Below are 20,868 nucleotides of genomic sequence, written 5' to 3'. Positions count from 1 at the left end.
AAGATGGGACAGGGGGGTGTTCGTGGGAAAATGACGGCTGAGCATCCCCTTTGGGTCGAGGAGCAGGATGGAAGTGAGTGATCACCCGCGTTGGCCCGGCGGGTGCGCGGCGTGCCTGACGAGGAGAAGCCCGTTGCTGCGGGACATGAGGGCCGATGCGCGTCGCTGTCGCCGGCAAGGCCATCTCGCGGCATTTCACTGCCACGCAGAGCCTTGAAGCGTTCAACCAGGTGGCTGGGCCGGGAGCTCGGGCTTGTCGTCGCACGCGCCGCAGGCCAGGCCGGGGTTGGTGCTGCGGCGAAGAGCACGGGCCGCAGCGCGTTCCGCAGCGTGGCCCGGTGCATGGTGGGGCGTCCGCATCGGCCAGCCGAAATAGGCTTCGTCCGGGGTCAGTCCGTTCAGGGCTTCGAGGGGGCGCACGGCGTTCTCCTCGTGGAAGGCGGCGTCCACGCGGCGGCGCAGCACCGCACCATCGGCCGGCGGGTCGCTGAGCAGGAAGCCATACTTGAGGCGCTTGTGCACCGCCTCCACCATGGAGTTGGACCACGGGAGGTCGCGCAAGGCTACGCGGTGCTGCAGCCCGGGGTGCAGGCGGGCCACCAGGCGGTGCACGGGCCGGCCCGTGTTCTCGGACCCGCCGTCGGAGAGGACCTCCACGGGCAAGCCATCCGAACGCACGGACCGGGCCCAGGCCAGTTGGAGCAGGGCCACCACATGCGCGGCGCGGGGCCGTTCATGCACGGCCCAGGCGAGCTTGCGCCGGCTGTAGTTGTCCACCAGCACATGGATGGCCCAGCGCTGGCCGTCCGTGGTCCGGAACGGGGTCACGTCCACGTGCCAGAGCGCATCGGGCCGGGTGGCCCGTGGTCCGGGCGGGTGGCGCTTCTTGCGTGGCACGCGGCGGGATGGGAGGCCCAGGGCCTGGCGGTAGCGGTACCAGGTGGAGCGGGCGGCATGTACCAGACCCTCGCGCGCGGCCCAGTGGGCCAGGGAGCTTACCGGCCAATGCGCTTTGCCGGGGTCCTGGAGCACGGTGCGGAGGGCATCGCGTTCGGCGGGCAGAAGCTGGCCGGAGTGACGCCGCCGACAGCGGTCCAGGGGCGAGGGTCCGCAGGCCGGTGCAGTGCGGGCACGCCAGCTCCTGTAGGTGCGCAGGGGCAGGCCCAGGAAGCGGAGCACGCGGCGCAGGGGCAGCCGTTCGGCGCCGCTCCGGATGGCGGCGAGCAGCGCGGACCGCTGGGGCATGGTACCGATCCTCCAAGCCCCTTCACGGAACCCGCGCAGCAGCAGGTGGAGCCGGGCGTAGGCCATGCATAGGCGCCGCAGCCGTTCATGTCGGGCGGTCAGGCGCAACAAGTCGAGCTGCTCGGTGGTGAGGCGGCCGAGGGCAGCGCCTTGGTACTTGTTCGCCGGCTCGTGCCGCCACCGGTGGCGGTTGCTTCGGGGAATGCGTTGGAACATGCCATCCGGCAGCGCCTCTTCGGCACCCGTGCGGATCAGGTCCTTGAGGGTGGTGTGGTAGCTGGCTCGGCGCATGGACCTACTTATCGAACCTTAAGCAAGTTCCCCCAGTAGCCCGGGATCGTCAAGTGGGCGTGGACCCGCCGGTGATGTCGACCCGGATACTGATGACCAACTCAGAATGCTATTTCCATTTCCGAGAGAAGCACAGAACACGCCCCGATGCAGCCCCTTCCACTGCCCCCCAAACGAACAACCCCGCTTGCGCGGGCTGCTCGATGAGGGTGGTGCCCTGCCTGCGGGCAGGGGCGCGCGCCGCTTAGCGCACCAGGCTGTGGGCCACATCGCGCCAGGGGCTGCTGCCCTTGGTGCCGGTGGCGCGCACACGGAACCAGTGCTCCCTGGCGCTCTCCAAGCCTTTGAGCACGTGCCGGATGCGGGTGGTCTCGCCCACATCCTTCCAGGCCTCGGCATCATCCGGGGTTGCACCGTTGTGCTGGATCACGTAGAGGCTGGCGCCCGGGGTGGTGGCCCAGTCGAGGAGCACCTCCCCCTTGTGGTCGCGGATCCGCGCGCAGCTTCAGCGGCCGGGGGATCTCCGTCAACAGGTTACGCGCTGAGCGCACGAAGAAGCCGGCGTCCTGGATCAGGACCGCGTCGCCGCCTGCGAACCTGCACGGGTCGAAGCATCTCGAGCGGTCTCGCATTCGTGCCCTGATCAACCGTCATGCCCGAAAATGAACCGGGCTTGGTCCTTCACTGGCTCGTTCGCTATTGTTTTGCTGGCAGGTGCACATTGGCCCCTGGAGTGAGCATACCCACACCCGAACGCTGCCCGGGGCAGAGATCAGGCTCTGCACCAACCCTGGCACCCCACCGGGATCAATACTTCGCCTATCTTTAGCATCGCCGTACGCCATGGACGACCTATCCCAGCCGCCAAAGAACATGCACAGCATTGGCGCTCCGATGCGGACACAGACCTTCGGGGTGCCGCAGGGCCAGCGACCATACCGTTCTGCCCTACCCCAATGGGTACCGGGTAGGACCTACCTCCTCGTTCCTCCACCCGCGAAACGCCTCTCCACGCATGTCCAATGACCATCGCATCGTATGTTCGGGCCACAGGGGTATGCCCCCCTTGCCGACCATGGCGCTCTTACCCACAACCCTGTTCGCGCAGGTTGCGGCCGCTGTAACCCGGTCGTGGAGCATGCTGGCCGCAGGCTTGACCCTCTTGGGCATTTCGCCAGCCCTTCGTGCCCAGAACTACCCTGTGCCCTCCTCGCCTGAATTGGCGTTCAGCCAAGGGCACTACCCGGAGGTCTTTGGCAACGATACGCTGCGGCGGATCGGGAATTGGGCCTTTAGCACGGTCACAGGCAGGGCATACCGGATCGGCGGCCAAGAGCAGGTTGAAGCCAACGATGTTCGTGGGTCGGAGGGGATCGGTCCGAACTGCGCGATCGGTAGGGATGACATCAAGGTGGGCAGATTCCTCAGCTTGGACCCGTTGGCGGCGAAGTACCCGCACAACTCACCGTATGCGTTCAGCGAGAATAGAGTTGTTGATGGTAGAGAATTGGAAGGATTGGAGTACATCTCGTTCCATCATTACGCAGACGGATCGGTTGCAAAGACTGAGTTTTACAAGATGACGGCCAAGGACATCGTTCGCCTTGGTGGCACAACCGCAGGTTTGCATAACTCCGTTCCGTTTGGACCAGGAGGGAAGGGTGTAGTTCATCAGTACTACAATCCTGCTGGTGAGCGAGTCGGATCCTTATGGGAGCAGCGCCAAAACGGCGGTGCATCGGACGTACGATTCCACGGCTTATACTCTGGGCCTGGCTGTGTAACGGCTAGTGGTATTCCCAACAATGAAGACTACAACTTCAACGAACAGCCCATTGACTGGGCTGATGCCATTGCAAAACGGCATGACATGGACTATGCCGCTGTTGTCGCTGGTGGAGAACCTTACGCAGGCTACTTAGAGGACATTCGCACCGTTCAGGCTGACCGGGATATGGTGCGTAGAATCGATGAAGTCACAAGTGCGTTCCTTGGTGACCGGCCGTGGGGCGAAATTGAAGGTTTGGAGACTCCGGTTAGAACCTCCTATTCAGGTGAAATGGATGCCTCGATGTTGGGTCAGCGGTTGGTGATCAATGCCTTGGCTACGTACAAGCAATGGAAGATTGATAACGGGCTGGGCAATGCGGATCTTTACCAGGACAATCGAGCCAACTTCTCCGAGTCACATCGAGGCACTGCTCTCATCCTCGACCAAGTTGCTGAATAGCAATGAAGCTTACGGGGCTCTGGTTAATGGTATCAATCTGCCTGTCTTGCAGTACAAGAGAGGCCGTCACGATCAACCTCACCTACATCGAGTCGAACTGGTGCGATGGTGATAAGACGCTCAGGATTACTCGCATGCTTCCCACACAGACAGAGTCCATTCCGAACTTGGGCAGTATCAACCAGCAGATTCTCTTGGAACGTCTTTATGTGGACACGACATTCAACTTCTTGGCAAGCGTGAGTTTTGCCGACGGTTTGTGCAAGAGACGAAGGGTATTCCTCGACCGGAAGAATGGATTTACATGGCACGACGCTCAGCGCCCCCTCTCACAGTTCGAGACAATAGGTCCGTTGCAGCCTGGTCAGTGGTACAGAATTGATGGGCTATCCGTCAACAAGGTATCCAGCTACATATTCGTAGATCACGAAGAGAGGATTCACAAGTTCGCAGTGAACACCTCGAATTACTAACCCCCGCTAGCGTGGATGTAGCTGGTTCGGATCTCCGGACCGCTCCACTACCCGAAGGCCCCGCACAATCCCACACTCCCCTGCACCCTGAGCGTGCCGAAGATGGGACAAGAGGTGTTCGCTGGGAAAGGCCGGCGTTTCCGCGCTGCACCAGCGGCGGGTGAGTGGCAGTGAACGATTGCCCGCGTGAAACCAGGATCGTCGATGTGCCCTTGTAAGCTTCCCCTAAAGTCGGGCCAGTGAAAACTGGTGGCCTGCAAGGGTTGGGGTTAAGTAATGGAGGGGCGTATCCTTCCCTGCACTACGCCCGGGAATGTCCCGATGCTTCCGTTTCATTGTGGTCGTTGCGCACAGCGTCCGTGCACGCCAGGCCCGAAAGCTGGCTGCCTGGAAGCTGAGCGGATCGCCCGGGCTGGATCGTCCCTCTGCACCCCGCTGATGGGCCCAGCGTTTGCTCCATGTAGGGACCTCGGCATCGCCCCATTACTTTATCTATATTTAGCACAGCATGCCCCATACGCATCTCCGGTCCGTATCGCTCATCGCCTTGATCTGCCTTGGTGGGACCAGCCGTGCACAGTTCCCCGCGACACCGGGGCCGCAAGCGCCGCACTTCTCCGGTTTCAGCCCGATCGTGCCGGGATCCATGGGCAGCCCCGCGCCCTTCACTCCTGCCCGAAGGCCGGCTCCTCCCCTCGACGGGCGGGCGGGCGCCACACAGCCGATGGCACCGGCTGCGCACTTCGCCGACGAATTCCGCAATGGACGGCACAGCACCAAGGGTACCACCGGCGCCTACAGCGGCCCCTTCCGGTTCGCCAGCACCGGCACACCCGCCACCGCCGCACGCGACCAGGCGTTCGAGGCCGCGCGAACCACATTGGTGCGGATGCTCGATGGCCGGGAACCGCTGCATCTGGGCAACGCCATCGAGGCCATGGAACGGCCGTTCCTGGAGACCACCGGCACGCATGCGTCACTGGGTGAACTGCTGGACCAAGTGGCCAAGGTGGTCCGGGCACATATCGCTTCCTCAGGCGGCGATGCGAACGACCCGCTCATGGTCCATTGGGGTATACAAGCCCTCTACAGGGACACGTTCGTGGACCCGACCACCGGCAGGACATGGTCGCCCCTGCGATACGACTTCGACGACCCCAACGGTGAGGAGGATATCCGCAAGGTGACGGTCGGCAAGCTCCTGCTCACCGGGGAAGGGCAGTGCCGCTCCATGCCGCTGCTCTACCTGGCCTTGGCGGAACGGCTTCATGCCGAGGCTTACCTCGCCTTTGCACCGAACCATAGCTTCGTGAAGTTCAGGGACGGCACCGGCACCTTCCACAACTTCGAGACCACCAACGGGCGCCTGGCCTCCGATGCCTGGCTCGCCGGTTCGGGCCATGTGAGGACCGAAGGCATCAAGAGCCGCGCTTACCTCGACACCGTTGGAACGCGCCGGGTGGTGGCCCACCTGCTGGTGGAGCTCGCGGCCTACTATGCGCAACGCCATGGGTACGCTGAGCCATTCATGGAGCAATGCCTGCAGCGCGCGCTCAAGGAATACCCGCAGGACATCCATGGCTGGATGGAGCTTTCCAACCTGCGCACCGCCACCTTCGATCGCGCGCTATGGCAGGCGGGTCAGCCGGCGCTGAACGACCTCGAACGGCTGCGGCCCGACCTGGCCGAACGCTTGGCGGACCTGAAAGCGCTGTACGGCCAGGTTGACCGGTTGGGCTACGCGCCCATGCCTCCGGAGCTCTATGCCCGTTGGCGCAGCTCCGTGGACGCTGCGAAGGAGGAGCGGCTCCGCAAGACGCTCGCGCAACCACTGCCACCAGCCAGGATCGTCCGATGAGAACCGGGTTGCTCATATGCGGGCTCACCGCCGTTGTCCAGGTCACCCTGGGGCAGGGCACTGTCGACACCGTGTACACCCGGGCCTACACCAGGATCCTTGACATGCTGGAGGGGCGCCGCCAAGCGAGCCTGAAGACCGCTGTTCTCGAAGTGGAGAACGCCTACTTCCTCGGCCAGCTGGACACGCAGGCCTTCAACGGCGCCATCACCCGCCTGGCCACGATCGCCGCTGCGTGGGCGAACGCGAACCGGCTGACCGGGTACACCGCCAAGGATTCCACCGCCTTTCTGCGGAGCGGTGCGGTCTTTCACCTCATGACCGATACGGTCTTTGGCGCACCGGGCATTCCGCTCAGCCTGCCGTTCCGCTACGATACCGTCGACTACTTCGCCTGGTGCGATCCAACGCACATGTTCGTTAGCCGGCTGCTCGCTACCCATGAGGGCAACTGCCATTCCCTACCCCTGTTGTATGTCATGCTGTGCCACGAGCTTGGAACCAATGCCTACCTGGCCATGGCGCCCATGCACATGTACATCAAGCAACACAGCGAACAGCTCGGGTGGTACAACACCGAGCTCACCAGCGCCACCTTTCCAAGCGATGCATGGGTCATGGCCTCGGGCTATGTGAACACCGACGCCATCCGTTCAGGCCTTTACATGGATACGCTCGGCCTGCGCAAGGCCCTTGCGCTCTGCCTGGTGGACCTGGCCCAAGGCTACCAGCAGCGGGCCGCCCAGGCCGACATCGGCTTCGTGCTGCGCTGCTGCGATCTGGCCCTGGCCCACTACCCCGCCTGCGCTCAGGCCCTGTTGGTGAAGGCAGCCGCGCTTGCATCGCGGGAGCCACCGGTGGATGGACCAACGATGATCCCGGTGACGAACCCCGCGCTCGAAGCCACCTTGGCGACCCTGGTGAACCTCGGCTACCGCGAAGTACCTTTGGAGGTGTACCTCGCATGGATGCGCGCGTTGGCCAGGGATCCCCAGAAATATGCGAACCCCTTGATGCCCCCGACCACAAGCGACCGACCATGAACCAGCGCATTCTCCTGCATCTAATGCTCCTTGGAACCAGCCTGATCGCCAAGGGCCAAGACGTACTACGCTCTGTCGAACCCGCTCCGTTGACCTTCAGTTCGGGAGCCTATCCGGAGCACCATGCGAAGGACAGCATGATCCGCATCGGCATGAACGTCTACAACACGGTCACGGGGAGGGCATATCGCATGGGGTGCGAAGGGCAGAAGAACCACGATGCGTTACACGGAGCGGCCGGGACGCATAGGCATTGCGATCAAGAATTGCAGGCTCCACGTGTAGGCAGGTTCCTGAGCCTCGATCCGCTGGCTGCGAAATACCCCCACAACTCACCCTATGCGTTCAGTGAGAATAGGGTCATCGACGCTATTGAGCTTGAAGGGCTCGAGAAATATCTACTCACCGCTCGTGCCTTCATACCACAAGCTCAAGTATCCAACCCCAGCCCTTTCAGTAAGTCTGACTACTTCAAAGGAGACAACCGCACCTCATACCTTCTGAACACTTTGGCATATCGGACGGAACAAAAGGTCAGTCTTGACTTTTACCTTAAAACTGTGAGCACACTTTCCAACGTTGCTCGTGCATCTCATGGGCTGGATATGGATGGGAACGTGGTTGAAAGTTCGGAGCCAGATGTCGCGGGACCTAATCCAACATACGATGCGCCAGCGCTTCAGAATGGGAACTCTACGACAGTCCATCTCCAGGTAGACGCCCCCAATAAGCTTGCGTCTGGGGCCCCCGCGATCAACTACGACTTGAATGTCAGCATCACCCACAATGAAGATGGGACATTCAATTACAATGTCACAGGCTCCTCAGACGGGTTCCCTGCCTATGAGTTGTGGATCACTGACGAGACAAATGGGCAATCCTTCCTCCTTTGGAATAGGAACCCGATCGAATCCAATGAGGGGCCGATGTCGCTCTTTCCACCGATGGAGCACAACTATAGTTTCTCGGGCAATAGCGGTGCTCTAACGCCAATAACGACCGCGCCCTTTGGCGAGACAAGAAACTCCTGTGAAGATGGAGAAGACTGCGACTAACCAGTGAGCCGCTCAACGGGATACCTTTTTAGCGCGTTCGCGCTATACCTGTCCCACTGCATTCTTGAGAGTGGGTACATGGCTGCGCTCGCATGTACTGTAACCCCATACTTCGGGCTTTCAATGGGTGAGCCCTATACCGAGACTTGGATCGGGATTTTGGGATACTACGAATACCCGAAGCTTCTTTTCTTTTTCGTTCCCATCATCGGAATCCTCTTCTTTCTCAGATTTAAGTACCACCTGCCATTGGTTGCTTCGGCTCTAGTGGTCGGGGTGCTATCCTTACTTCCTGTACTTGTGATGTTGATCTTGGCGAAGCCCATGGCGTGGTTGGTAAATCCGCTCGAGGGGTCGTTGCTCGCAAGTGCCACTCTCGTCCTCCTGCTTTACACACGCATGCGGTTGCGCAATGAAGTGCCTCTTCACTCCCCCAACCCGCGCTCGGGTGCGCGAGGCCATAGATGATCCGGCGCTCGCTTGCAGCGAGTGCCTCATGGTCTTCGGCCTCCGGCCGTCAGGATCTCATCGCTTGAAGAGCGACAGCCCCGCACAACCCCGCTAGCGCGGATGTTCGCTGGTTCGGATCTGTGATCGAGACCACGCGATCAAAGTGCAGGCACCAGCTTCTTGATCTCCAGTTCAGCCATCGCTGGATAGCCCTCTGCTTCTGTAAGCTTCCCCAAAGTTCGGCCACTCATTCCTGGAGGTGAAGCTTTCAATGGCTATTAGAGTGGTCGAGTTCAGGATCCGTGCATCCCGAGCCACCCCCCAAACGGACAACCCCGCTTGCGCGGGGCTGCTCGATGAGAGTGGTGCCCTGCCTGCGGGCAGGGGCGTGCGCCGCTCAGCGCACCAGGCTGTGGGCCACGTCGCTCCAGGGGCTGCTGCCCTTGGTGCCGGTGGCGCGCACACGGAACCAGTGCTCCCTGGCGCTCTCCAGGCCTTTGAGCACGTGCCGGATGCGGGTGGTCTCGCCCACATCCTTCCAGGCCTCGGCATCATCCGGTGATGCGCCGTTGTGCTGGATCACATAGAGGCTGGCGCCCGGGGTGGTGGCCCAGTCGAGGAGCACCTCCCCTTTGTGGTCGCGGATCCGCGCGCGCAGCTTCAGCGGCCGGGGGATCTCCGTCAACAGGTTGCGCGCGGAGCGCACGAAGAAACCGGCGTCCTGGATCAGGACCGCGTCGCCGCCTGCGATGCTGGAGACACGGTCCGCGAGCTTGTTCAGCTCGGCGAAATGCTCCTGCTGTGCGGCCCGGCGATGGGCGATCGCCGTGCGGCCACCGTCCGCGGCGGCGGTGATGGCCTGCTCCAGCGCTTCGCGCTTGGCGGTGACCACCACAAGGGCCGCTGTAAGGTCGGCGTAGTCCGGGTTGCCGGTGAGACGCTGTTCGATGAAAAGGCTGCGGGCCACCAAAGCGAGGGGCGACAGCCGGGAAAAACGTTTGACTAGGGTTGCCATGGTATTGGCTTTTTGCGGCCCAAGGGGTTAGCTGGATACCGCTGAGAAAGGAAGGGAACGGGTCGCCGATGGACCGCTGCCTCATCCCGGGGCAGGGGTCCGGGTCCGTTCGGTTCCCGCAGCCGTTCCGCGATGAGCGATCATCGCTGGACGGCGCGTTCACCGGTGCATGCGGCGACCGCTGCGGTGCACCTGGAGCGGTCCCTTGGCCCCCTCAGGCGGGGAGGGTCACGCGCTCAGCGAACGGACCAGAAGATGGACCACCCGGGAGGTGGGCGCGCAATGCAGGCGCAGCCGACCGCACGGCCGGGCAGGGGAAGTGAGCCGGGTACCGCATGCCGCGCCACGGACGCGATGAGGCCCAGCAGCCGCCGCGTGAACACGAACAGGAACGCCAGCAAATGGCGCGGCAACACAGGAAACGGCCGATAGGAGCCAACGGAGACCAGCCCCGCGATCCACAACGCACGAGGTGCGTAGCTCTCGAAGTCGACCAAGCCCACCTCCACCAGGTGGCCCGGGATGGTCACGATGGTGAAATGGGCGTCGAACTCCTTGCGCCGCGCTTCGCGCTCCGCCTTCGAGGGCCGCACCACGCTGCGGACCCAGGAAGCCGATCGACCTCCTGCATCCAGAACGGCGACCGCCAGCGCAACGAACCAACCCTTGACCCGGAACGCCCTCGACCGAGCGCGTGATCCGAAACCCGGCACGCCAGCCTGTTCCTCGCCGACGATCGACCCATCGCCTGGTACTCCTGACCGCTGCGCTGTGTTGGTCGTCACCCGAGGAAAGTCATCCATCCCTTCCGCTGGGTTCGACGTCATCGCGCCGGGGTCAATGGACTTTGACGCTGGGTTCGCCGTCACGGCGAGCGGGTCTGGGAACATTGCCGCAGGGTTCGGCGACATGGCGCAGGGATCAACGGACCCCGTGGCCGGGTTCACCATCATCGCGCCCAGATCGTCCGTCATGGCCGGCGCGTTCACCGACATGGCGGCCGGGACGGGCAGCATAGGCGCTGAGTTCGGCGGCATAGGGGAAAGGTCAGCGGACCGAGCGGCCGGTCGCGCCTGGGCGCCACCCCGGTCGTCGGAGGCTGCGCCAAGGCCAGAGGCCACGACTGACGCGGGGTGCAGCGGAGACAAGGGGTCGGGACGATACGTTCCACGGCGGCGTCGCTGACCGACGAACCAGGCGATCAGACCGGTCCGACCGGACCCACGCGACACCTCCCCCGCGGGGGCGGTGGGGCGGGGACGGGCAAGGCGGCGGATGCGCATGGAGGCGTGGGCGCTTGGTCGGATGCACAAAGCAGGAGTCCTCCCCTTCGGCTTCCGACGATCGCGAAGGCCCAGATATCCACGATCGATCGTGTATTGCAGGGCGCATGCAGCGCAGATGGGGGGCGGAACCGAGGCATCAGCGGTCCGGTCTTCAGAAGCTGGAGCACACCTCCGAGGTTGAACGTCGGCTCGCACAGGGGCAGGAACCTATGGACCACGCTCCGCGTACGATCCCCCTCATCCACGCACCCCAGGCGTACCGAAGATGGGACAGGGGTCCTCCCCGCGACGGATGCCCCGCCTGCCCACCAGCTGAGCCGAGCGAGAACATCAGCGTGGAAGGCGGGCCGGAGGCCCTACAGATCCCCTCACTCGGCACCCACGGCCATCCCACGGGCTGAGCCGAGCGAGAACTTCCGGGTGGCAGGCGGGCCGGAGGCCCTACGAATACCCTCACTCGGCGCGCACGGCCTTCCCACGGGCTGAGCCGAGCGGGAACTTCCGCGTGGAAGATGGGCCGGAGGCCCTATCGATGTTCTCACTCGGCGCACACGGCCTTCCCACCGGCTGAGCCGAGCGGGAACATCCGGGGAGCATCTGGGCGGAAGGCGGACCCGGAGGCCCTACGCATCGCCCTCACTCGGCACGCGCGGCCTTCCCGCAAGCTGAGCCGAGCGGGAGCCCCCCGAACGGCGAAGGGACCGCTTGCGCGATCCCTTTGTGGAGCCTCCTGTCAGATTTGAACTGACGACCTGCTCATTACGAATGAGCTGCTCTACCGCTGAGCTAAGGAGGCCGGTCCCCGCCGACCGTTCCGCCGGCGGGGCTGCAAATGTAGACGTTAGCGCTTCACCACGGGAACGGCCACCCGACCGGGCAGCTGGGCGCTGTACATACCCGGGGCCAGGCCGCTGAGGTCGATCACCAGACGGCTGGTGCTGAGGCGCTCATGCCGCACCACCCGCCCCGAGGCATCGCGCAGGGTGAGCAGCTCGCCCACCGCGTCGCTCTCCACCACCACCTGCTCATCCGCCGGAACGGGGTAGACCTGCAGGCCGCTGGCGGCGAGCTCGGCGATGCCGGCGGAGGCCCGCACGTCCAGCGCCAGGCGGCCGGGGCTGACGCCCACCGCGGTGCTGCTGATCTCGGTGCCGTCCGGCGTCAGCACATGCAGGGTGCCGCTGGTGAGGAAGTCCGTGGTGGTGGCGTAGAGCACCCCATTGAGCGGATCGTGCAGCAGGCCATAGGGGAAGAGCGGGCTGGCGAGGGTGTCCAGCACGCCGCCCGTGCCGGTGTCGAAGCGCGCCATGCGGCCCACGGCGTACTCGCTGAAGACCACCTTGTCCGCCACCAGTTCGCTGGCGCCGCAGCCGCTGTTGAGGGCCACGTTGGCCGTGTAGCTGAAGGCGCCATCGGTGGCCACCCTGCTGATGGCACTGCCGCTGAAGTCCTTGTTGCAGAACACGTACAGGTCCTGGCCGGACACCATGATGCGCTCGGGGTTGCGGCCGTCGGGGCCCAGGTCCACCTGCTGCACGTAGCTCTGCGTGGTGAGGTCCACGATGCCGAGAAAGCCCACCAGGTTGCCCCAGTCGAAGGCGTTGCCCACGGCCAGGTAGGCCTTGTCGCCCACCACCTGCACGTCCTCGGCGCTGTGCAACAGCCCGTCGGCCGGGGTGAGGGTGTAGAGCAGGTCCAGCGTGGCGGCGTCGCGGGCCTCGAAGTAGTGGGGCAGCCCGCCCAGCTCGCCGCGGGTGAGCAGCACCTGCCCGTTCCACAGGGCCACCTTGCGGATGCCCGGCACGGCGGCCTGGTCCAGCAGGGCGTACGTATCGGCGTCAACCTTCAGCAGCTGGCCGTCGGCCGCCACGTACACCGCGCCGTCGGCCACATCCACATCGCTGGCGAAGCGCTGCCCGGCGATGGTGGCCACCGTCTGGTAGGTGCCCGTGGCCGGGTCGTAGCTGCCGAGGGTGACGGGCACCTCCTGGGTTTGCGTGTTCATGTTGTAGTAGCCCTCGTTGAGCACGAACACCTGGTGCACGAACGATTGGGCGGTGGCCACGGCCACCAGGCCGCTGAGCGCGGCGGAGCAAAGGGAACGGTACATGGACGGGTTGGTTTGGTGCCGCGTTCACCGCGCGGCGGTTTCGTGAAACCCACCGGTCGGGGACGGGGCCTGTACCGCAAGCGCCCGCCCCGGTCCGGGGGCCGATCGACAGTGCAGGCCGGCAGGTCTTCTGGCTCACCCCCCTACCCCGGGCGCCTTCCCATTCCGCCGGAGCGGAACAGTGGCGTTGGCCCGGGGCCTCGGTGGTTCACAGCTGCGGGAACAGCTCCCGGTCCGCACGGGATTCCCTCTTGCTCCTTCGGGTGCGGCACCGGGCGGTGCCGCGCCTTCCGGGCTGTGTCCGATGCCTTGCGGCACCGGCGCACCGGCTTGCGGGGGCGAAGGTAGGCGCAGCGGCCGAACGGTATCTTGGCCGCGATGAGCGCCCCGTACGAGCTGCGCCCGCTGGACCTCTCCGACGCGGGGCTGGCGCAGGTGACCGCCCTGCTGCGCACCGTGTTCCCGGAGGCGGCCCACTTCACGGCGGACGTGCTGCGCTGGCAGTATGTGGACAATCCCGACGGTCCCGCCGTGGGCTTCAACGCCTGGGCCGGCGACACGCTCGCGGCGCACTACGTCACCATCCCGATGCGGGCCCGTGTGGACGGTGTGGAGGAGGCCGGGTTGCTGTCGCTGAACACGGCCACGCATCCGCAGCACCAGGGCAAGGGCCTGTTCACCCGGTTGGCGGAGGCCACCTACGCGGCCGGTGCGGCGCAGGGCAAGGGCTTCGTGGTGGGCGTGGCCAATGCCAACAGCACGCCCGGCTTCACGCGCAAGCTGGGCTTCCAGCTGGTGGCGCCGCTGGACGCGCGCCTCGGCGCCGGCCCCCTGCCCTGGCGCGCCCAGGCGGCCGGACCGCGTTTCGCACCCGTGCATGATGCGGGCAAGCTGGCCTGGCGGCTGGCGCATCCGGCCTACCGCTACGGCCGGGCGCTTCAAGGCGACCACACCGTGCTGTTGAGCGCCCGTCGCATGAAGGGCTTCCGCTTCGTGTTGGGCGTGGAGCCGGGCATCGGGACCGCCGGGGAGCTGCCCCTGCGGTCGGCACCGCTGCTGAAGGCCTTCATCGGCCTGGACCCCGCGCTGCGCTGGTCGGGATCGACCTATTGGAACGTGCCCATGAGGTTCCGACCGGCACCGCTCAACTTCATCTTCAAGGACCTCAGCGGGCGCGGCCGTCAGCTGGAAGCTGGCGCGGTGCGCTTCCACGCCACCGACTTCGACGTGCTTTAGAACCTTACGTTGAAGCCCAGTTCGAGCTGGATGCCGCCGGTGGTGAGCTTCGCCTCGTAGTTGAAGGCGTCGAAGTCCACCTCATGGCCGTTGGCCTCGAAGCTCCGCAGAGGCAGCCAGTGGCGCACGTACTTGAGGTCGAAGTACATGCCGAAGACCTTCTTGGCGTAGAAACCCAGGCCCGTGCCGAAGGCGAAGTGCGGTCCGGCGTAGCGCGCCACGCCCACCTGCGCGAACTGGTAGCGGTCCTCGATGCGCAGCATGCTGTAGCCGCCCTGCATGAAGAGGCGGAGGTTGAAATAGTCCGTGTTCACGGGGTAGAAGCGCGGCTCGATGCCGATGACCCCGGTGCGGTTGCTGCGGGTGCCTGCGGTGTCCACGTAGCCGCCGAACTCGCCATACACGCCGATGCTGAGCGGCTTCAACACCCCCACGTGCACCTTCAGCGGGAAGCCGTAGGAGATGGCCCCGTCGCGGTCGCTGTTGGAGTACTGCGGCGTGGTCTCCTGGTACTTGGTGGCATGGATGCCGAGGTTCGCCCCCGCGCTGATGTGCACGGTGCCGGGCTGGTTGCATTGGGCATGGACGGCCATCGGCATCAGGACCAAGGCCACCAGCACCGCGGAAAGAAGGGAGCTGCGCATGCGGCGAAGGTGCGGTGTTCGGCGCCGTGTCCGGACGGCCGGGACGGCCACTCGGCGAACAGGCGGCGGTGGATGAACGAACCGGTGGGAGCCCAAGGGTGTTCTTCGATCGTTGCGTTCCGCTGACGGACGCCCCTACATTTGCCCCCCTTGCCGATCCAAGCCTCGTCCCCGATGAGCCCCAAGCCCGAGCGTGCGCAGACCGAACAGGAGATGTCGGAGACCTCGGAGCCGACGGCCCAGGCCGCACCGGCACCCGCCGGACAGCGCTTCGACTTCTGTCCGCACAAGGACCTGAACCTGCCCACCTCCTACGACGAGGTGGTGAAGCGCTTCAACCGGTTGCAGGGTGACCGGGCCTGGGAGGTGATGAACTGACCGCCGCCGATAGCAAAAACCGCGCCCCGCCCCCTGGCGGGGCGCATTGTTTTTCCGCCGGTCGCGGCCTTACCTTCCATGCGTTCTTTCCCGTCCGACCAAAACCCTATTCGCCATGACCGTCTTCGATGCCAAGCACATCAAGAACATCGCCCTCCTGGGCAGCCACGGATCCGGCAAGACCACCCTCGCCGAGACCATGCTGTTCGAGGCGGGCTTGATCACACGCCGGGGCCGCGTGGAGGACCGCAACACGGTGAGCGACCACACGGACCTGGAGCACGAGCGCGGCAGCTCGGTCTTCGCCACCTGCCTGCACACCGAGTGGCGCGACTACAAGATCAACATCATCGACACGCCGGGGTTGGACGACCTGGTGGGCGAGACCATCCCCGCGCTGCGCGTGGCCGACACCTGCGTGCTGCTGCTCAACGGCCACCACGGGGTGGAGGTGGGCACCGACCTGGTGTGGGAGCAGATGCAGCGCTACGACCGGCCGGTGATCATCGGGGTGAACCAGCTGGACCATCCCAACGCCGATTTCGACACTACCGTGGCCCAGGCGCGCGAGCACTTCGGTCCGGCGGTGACGGTGATGCAGTATCCCGTGGAACAGGGCGAAGGCTTCCACCGCATCATCGACCTGTTGAAGATGACGATGTACGTGTTCAAGGACGCCGGGGGCAAGCCGGAGAAGCAACCCATCCCCGAGAGCGAGAAGGCGCGCGCCGAGGCCCTGCACAAGGAGCTGGTGGAGAAGGCCGCCGAGAACGACGAGACGCTCATGGAGCACTACTTCGACAAGGGCGAGCTGGACGAGGACGAGATGCGCCTGGGCCTGAAGCAGGGCATGATGAAGCGCACGTGCTACCCGGTGTTCTGCCTGAGCGCGCTGCGCAACATGGGCAGCGGGCGCATGATGACCTTCATCGACAACGTGGCGCCCAGCGCCGTGGAGATGCCGCCGGCCCCGCTGGCGGGCGAGGGCGGCCTTCCCTGCCGGGCGGAGGGCCCGCCGGTGCTGTTCACCTTCAAGAGCGTGCTGGAGCCGCGCACCGGCTGGATCACCTTCTTCAAGGTGATGAGCGGCGAGGTGAAGGCCGGCACCGAACTGGTGAACGACAACACGGGGGCCACGGAGCGCATCGGCCAGCTCTTCATCGTGGACGGCAAAGAGCGCAAACCGGTGGACCGGCTGGCCGCCGGCGACATCGGGGCCACCCTGAAGCTGAAGGACACGGGCACCGCGCACACGCTGCACGCCCCCGGCCAGGCCGTGAAGCTGGCGCCGATCGCCTTCCCCGAGCCGCGGCTGCGGGTGACCGTGAAGGCCCGCGATGCCAAGCTGGAGGAGAAGCTGCACGCCGCCCTGCTCGAGATCCATCGCGAGGATCCCACCGTGGAGCTGCACTACCTGCGCGAAAGCGCCCAACAGGTGCTGGGCGTCCAGGGTGAGCTGCACCTCAACCTGGTGAAGTGGAAACTGGAGCACCACTACAAGGTGGAGCCCGAGTTCGGCTCGCCGAAGGTGCCGTATCGGGAAACGATCCGCCGCCCCGCCGAGGCCATGTACCGGCACAAGAAGCAGACCGGTGGCGCGGGCCAGTTCGCCGAGGTGCACCTGCGCATCGAACCCTGGCAGGAGGGCATGCCCGAACCGGCCGGCGTCAGCGTCCGCAACAAGGAGGTGCATCCGCTGCCCACCGGCGGCAGCCTGGTCTTCTACAACTGCATCGTCGGCGGCGTCATCGACACCAAGTTCATGCCCAGCATCCTGAAGGGCGTGATGGAGAAGATGGAGAAGGGCCCGCTGACGGGCAGTCCCGCGCGCGACATCCGCGTGCTGGTGACCGACGGCAAGATGCACCCGGTGGACAGCAACGACATCAGCTTCAAGATCGCCGGGCTGCAGGCCTTCCGGGAGGCCTTCACCAATGCCGACCCGCTGCTGATGGAACCCGTGCAGGAGATCGAGGTGCGCATGCCCGAGGAGCTCATGGGCGAGGTGATGACCGACCTGCAGGGGCGCCGTTCGGTGATCATGGGCGTGGAGGGTCAGGGCCGCTTCCAAGTGGTGAAGGCCCTGGTGCCACTGGCCGAGCTGGACCGGTACAGCACCACCCTGCGCAGCCTCACGCAAGGTCGTGGGACCCATACCGAACGCTTCCATGCCTACCAGCCGGTGCCGCACGAGGTGCAGTCCCGGTTGATCGGCGCGCACCGCGATGAGGCCGTGGAGGCTTGAACGATCCATCTTCGATCACGGCACCCGGGCGCAGGTCCGGGTGCCGTGCATTCTGACGGCGATCGGTGCCGGTGAACGCTAGCTTTACTAGCATTGCAGCGATGGAACAGGTGGACGTGATCGTGATCGGTGCCGGACCCAGCGGCTGCGTGGCCGCCGCGCACCTCGCCCGTCAAGGACGGCGCGTGTTGGTCCTGGAGAAGCAGGTGTTCCCCCGCTTCGTGATCGGTGAAAGCCTGCTGCCGCGCAGCATGGAACATTGGGAGGAGACCGGGCTGTTGCCCGCGCTCCAGGCCCAGAACTACGCGCCCAAGCTCGGAGCCCGGTTCATCCGGGGGACCGATGAGGGCATCGACCTGCAGTTCGACGATAACTTCACCAGTGGCTGGACACGCACCTGGCAGGCCCCACGGGCGCACTTCGACAAGGTGGCCGCCGATGCCACGGCCGCACAGGGGGTGGACATCCGCTACGGCATCAGCGCCGAGGAGGTGGACCTCTCCCAGGCTGACCGCGTGCGTGTGGCCGCGCGGGACGCCAACGGGACCCTGGAGGTGGAAGGCCGCTTTCTGATCGACAGCAGCGGTTACGGGGGCACCTTGGTGAAGCTGCTGGGACTGCGCGACGACCGCAGCCCGACCCCGCGCATGGCCGTGTACACGCATGTGCGTGAACACGACCGCGACGCGTGGCCCGAGCCGATGCAGATCACCTTCGAGGTCCTGGCGGTGGACCTGTGGTTCTGGGTGATCCCCTTCAGTGATGGCACCACCTCGCTGGGCTTCGTGGGCGATCCGCGCCACTTCGATCCCTTCACGACAGGGCGGCCCTTGAACGAGGCCTGGCGGGCCATGGTGGAGCGGTCGATCCGGTTCCGCGAGCGCTTCGTGGACCAGACCCCGCTCTGGGAACCCCATGTGCTGCACGACTACACCCACTACAACGAGAAGCTGTACGGGCGCAACTACGTGCTCACCGGCAACTGCGCCGGCTTCCTCGACCCGGTGTTCAGCAGCGGCGTGATGCTGGCCACCGAGAGCGGGCTGCTGGCCGCCAAGCTCACCGAACGCGTGCTGAAGGGTGAGGATGTGGATTGGGAGCGCGCCTACAGCGACCACATCCGCTGGGGCGCCGCAGTGTTCCGCAGCTACATCGATGGCTGGTACAACGGCGACCTGCAGACCATCTTCTTCAGCCCCCGGGTGGAACCACGGGTCAAGCAGCAGATCATCTCCGTCCTGGCCGGTTACGTGTGGGACCGCAAGAACCCGTTCGTGGCGCGGCACGACCGCATCCTGAGGCAATTGGCCGAGCTGCTGAACGGAACACCGGGCCTGCGGGACCAGGCCGAAGTGCTGAACACCGGCCGCCCCCTGCCCTAGCGCTTCGCCTTCCGCTTCTGCGGAACCTCCTCCTGCGGCATGGCGGGCGCCCAGCTGTCGTTGGTCGCATCCATGTCGGCCATCCGGCCCGCTGTCAGCAGTTCGACGCTCAGCACCTCCTTGAACGGCAGGGCCACCGCCACGCGGTGCGTGTGCTCCGGCCAGGACCAGGGTGCGGCCACCACGAAGGCGTACGCCTCCGAGCCTTCGGGTTTGCCGCCGCGCATGAGGCTGAGCGGAACGTGCACGTGCTCCACGCGACCGTCGCGGGCCGTCACACGAAGGTCCACCGGCATCAGCATCTCCCCCACCCGGCGCAGGACCACCACCGTGCCGTCGCCCTCGGCCATGGCGCTGTCCACGGCCAGGTCGAGCACGCGGGTGGTGTTCAGCCATTCGTCGAAGTACCAGTCGAGCTCCAGGCCGCTCACCTGCTCCATGCTGCGCTCCACATCCACCGGACGCGGGTGGCGGAACCGGCACTTGTCGTAAAAGTGGCGAAGGCCCTGCTCCACGGTGCGCTCGCCGATGACGGCGCCGAGCTGGTGCAGCAGCATCTCCCCTTTGCTGTACGCGGTGATCCCGTATGCCCGGTTGGTCAGGAAGTGATCGGCATGCACGGTCATCGGCTCGTTGTCCGGAAGCGAAAGCAGCATGCGATAGCCGTCGTAGCTGCCCGCGTGCGGATCCTTGTCGCCCCCGAAGAGGTGCTGCATCACCTTGGAACTGGCGTACTCGGTGAAGCCCTCGTCCATCCAGGCGTAATGACCCTCGTCGCTGGCCAGCACGCCGTAGTACCAGCTGTGCACGCTCTCATGCACGCTGACGCCCACCAGGCTGCCCAGCTTGCGCCTGCCGGTGATCAGCGTGAGCATGGGATACTCCATCCCCCCGTCGCCGCCCTGTACGAAACTGTACTCCGGCCACGGATAACGGCCGAAATGCGCGTTCATGAACTCGAAGCTCCGCACCATGTACCCGGGCAGCTGCTCCCATACGGGCCGCAGTTCGGGATCGTCCTGGAAGAAGCAGCGGATCAGCAGACCTCCGGGCACCTGGGCGGTGAGCTGCACGTAGTCGGGATCGGCGGCCCAGGCCACATCATGCACGCTGTCGGCCCGGAAGACCCAGGTGTTGCGGGCGCTGCGACCGGCCCGCGCCGGGTCCGGCGGCGCATAGCCATGGCCGATGGAGGCAGGGTCCTGCAGCACGCCCGTGGCCGCCACGGTGAAGGTGCTGTCGATGGTGATGCGCAGCGTATGGTCGCCCCACTCCCCGTAGAACTCGCGCCCCACATAGGGGCCGGCATGCCAGCCGCGGTCGTCGTAGGCCGCCACCTTCGGGTACCACTGGGTCATGCTGTAGGCGATGCCCTCCGCGTTGTTGCGACCCGAGCGGCGGATCTGCACGGGCACCTGGCCGGCGAAATCCAGCTCGAAGGTGCTGCGGGCGCCCGGTGCGATGGGCGCCACAGGGCGCAGACGCATGGCCGTGCCCAGGTGCTCCAGCTCAACGGGCCGACCATCCTGGGTGCCCGCCGTGCACCGCAGTTCGCCTTGTTCCCCGGGTGCCAGCGCGGCGATGCGCGATCCCACACGCGGATCGGGGTCGGCGATGCTCCGGGAGCGGCTGTCCATTTCGCTGCCGGGCCTGAACGCGTTGAAGTACAGATGGAACCAGACCTCGGTGAGCGTGTCCGGGCTCTGGTTGTGGTACACCAGGCGCTCGTGACCGGTGAACCGGTGTGTGCGGACGTCCAGGTCGACGCTCAGGTCCACCTCGATCCATTGCTGCCATCGGCCGCACTGGGCATGGCCCCACAGGGCGAAGGGAAGCAGTGCGCACAGGAGCGCGGAACGCGAACTGATGTTCATGGGCGCCAAAGATGGCGCAGTGTCCAGGCTCTTGGTCCTCGCGGAGCCCACCG

The 20,868-nt window shown here is 65.2% G+C and carries 15 protein-coding genes, 1 tRNA gene and 1 riboswitch; of the genes, 8 read left to right on the top strand and 8 right to left on the bottom strand.

The window, feature by feature from the left end; all coding sequences use genetic code 11:
* Window positions 1–222: 222 nt before the first annotated feature.
* Together IPM49_02015 and IPM49_02010 are read right to left on the bottom strand one after the other, a co-directional pair.
* Complete coding sequence (locus IPM49_02015) at window positions 223–1,536, bottom strand: DDE-type integrase/transposase/recombinase (GenBank protein MBK9273300.1); 1,314 nt, start codon at window positions 1,534–1,536, stop codon at window positions 223–225.
* A 244-nt stretch (window positions 1,537–1,780) separates the two neighbouring features.
* Window positions 1,781–2,008 (bottom strand): fibronectin type III domain-containing protein, encoded by a 228-nt coding sequence (locus IPM49_02010; protein ID MBK9273299.1) that lies wholly within the window; start codon window positions 2,006–2,008, stop codon window positions 1,781–1,783.
* Between the two features lie 603 nt (window positions 2,009–2,611).
* On the opposite strand from IPM49_02010, the gene IPM49_02005 reads away from it, so the two are divergent.
* The 4 genes from IPM49_02005 (at window position 2,612) to IPM49_01990 (ending at window position 8,195) form a co-directional block, all read left to right on the top strand.
* Window positions 2,612–3,766, top strand: coding sequence for a hypothetical protein (locus IPM49_02005; protein MBK9273298.1), 1,155 nt, complete (start codon window positions 2,612–2,614; stop codon window positions 3,764–3,766).
* Window positions 3,767–4,747: 981 nt separating this feature from the next.
* Window positions 4,748–6,097, top strand: a complete 1,350-nt coding sequence (locus IPM49_02000) for a hypothetical protein (protein ID MBK9273297.1) — start codon at window positions 4,748–4,750, stop codon at window positions 6,095–6,097.
* Window positions 6,094–7,140 carry a hypothetical protein gene (locus tag IPM49_01995; GenBank protein ID MBK9273296.1) on the top strand — a complete coding sequence of 349 codons (1,047 nt, stop codon included), beginning with the start codon at window positions 6,094–6,096 and terminating at the stop codon, window positions 7,138–7,140. Before IPM49_02000 ends, IPM49_01995 begins: the two co-directional genes overlap by 4 nt.
* Window positions 7,137–8,195, top strand: coding sequence for a DUF3238 domain-containing protein (locus IPM49_01990; protein ID MBK9273295.1), 1,059 nt, complete (start codon window positions 7,137–7,139; stop codon window positions 8,193–8,195). Before IPM49_01995 ends, IPM49_01990 begins: the two co-directional genes overlap by 4 nt.
* An 847-nt stretch (window positions 8,196–9,042) precedes the next feature.
* Here the strand turns inward: IPM49_01990 and IPM49_01985 are convergent.
* The 4 genes from IPM49_01985 to IPM49_01970 form a co-directional block, all read right to left on the bottom strand.
* Window positions 9,043–9,612 carry a fibronectin type III domain-containing protein gene (locus IPM49_01985; GenBank protein MBK9273294.1) on the bottom strand — a complete coding sequence of 190 codons (570 nt, stop codon included), beginning with the start codon at window positions 9,610–9,612 and terminating at the stop codon, window positions 9,043–9,045.
* 284 nt (window positions 9,613–9,896) lie between these two features.
* A complete protein-coding gene (locus IPM49_01980) occupies window positions 9,897–10,676 on the bottom strand; it encodes a hypothetical protein (protein ID MBK9273293.1) in 780 nt (259 codons plus the stop codon).
* Between the two features lie 991 nt (window positions 10,677–11,667).
* Window positions 11,668–11,742, bottom strand: a tRNA-Thr gene (locus IPM49_01975).
* Between the two features lie 45 nt (window positions 11,743–11,787).
* Window positions 11,788–13,056, bottom strand: coding sequence for a hypothetical protein (locus IPM49_01970; protein MBK9273292.1), 1,269 nt, complete (start codon window positions 13,054–13,056; stop codon window positions 11,788–11,790).
* A 102-nt stretch (window positions 13,057–13,158) separates the two neighbouring features.
* Window positions 13,159–13,347: riboswitch (cobalamin riboswitch) on the bottom strand.
* 87 nt (window positions 13,348–13,434) lie between these two features.
* Here IPM49_01970 and IPM49_01965 point away from each other — a divergent pair.
* The gene (locus IPM49_01965; protein ID MBK9273291.1) at window positions 13,435–14,292 is read left to right on the top strand and encodes a GNAT family N-acetyltransferase; all 858 of its coding nucleotides are present in this window, start codon (window positions 13,435–13,437) and stop codon (window positions 14,290–14,292) included.
* Here IPM49_01965 and IPM49_01960 read toward each other — a convergent pair.
* Window positions 14,289–14,936, bottom strand: coding sequence for a hypothetical protein (locus tag IPM49_01960; GenBank protein MBK9273290.1), 648 nt, complete (start codon window positions 14,934–14,936; stop codon window positions 14,289–14,291). The genes IPM49_01965 and IPM49_01960 overlap by 4 nt on opposite strands.
* Window positions 14,937–15,110: 174 nt before the next feature.
* Between IPM49_01960 and IPM49_01955 the strand changes: the two genes are divergently transcribed.
* The 3 genes from IPM49_01955 (at window position 15,111) to IPM49_01945 (ending at window position 18,941) form a co-directional block, all read left to right on the top strand.
* On the top strand, window positions 15,111–15,314 hold the full coding sequence (locus IPM49_01955) for a hypothetical protein (GenBank protein ID MBK9273289.1): 204 nt from the start codon (window positions 15,111–15,113) through the stop codon (window positions 15,312–15,314).
* Window positions 15,315–15,429: 115 nt separating this feature from the next.
* Entirely contained in the window at window positions 15,430–17,559 is a 2,130-nt protein-coding gene (locus IPM49_01950; protein MBK9273288.1) for an elongation factor G, read from the top strand.
* A 101-nt stretch (window positions 17,560–17,660) separates the two neighbouring features.
* Window positions 17,661–18,941 carry a tryptophan 7-halogenase gene (locus IPM49_01945; protein MBK9273287.1) on the top strand — a complete coding sequence of 427 codons (1,281 nt, stop codon included), beginning with the start codon at window positions 17,661–17,663 and terminating at the stop codon, window positions 18,939–18,941.
* On the opposite strand, the gene IPM49_01940 is transcribed toward IPM49_01945, so the two are convergent.
* A complete protein-coding gene (locus tag IPM49_01940; GenBank protein MBK9273286.1) occupies window positions 18,938–20,815 on the bottom strand; it encodes a M1 family metallopeptidase in 1,878 nt (625 codons plus the stop codon). The two genes, IPM49_01945 and IPM49_01940, sit on opposite strands and share 4 nt — an antisense overlap.
* Window positions 20,816–20,868: the final 53 nt, after the last annotated feature.

It is taken from the genome of Flavobacteriales bacterium (genome assembly GCA_016715895.1).
Taxonomy (GTDB): Bacteria; Bacteroidota; Bacteroidia; order Flavobacteriales_F; family PHOS-HE28; genus PHOS-HE28.
The sequence above is the reverse complement of the archived record's forward strand: the minus strand, read 5'-3'. Positions and strand labels throughout refer to the sequence as shown.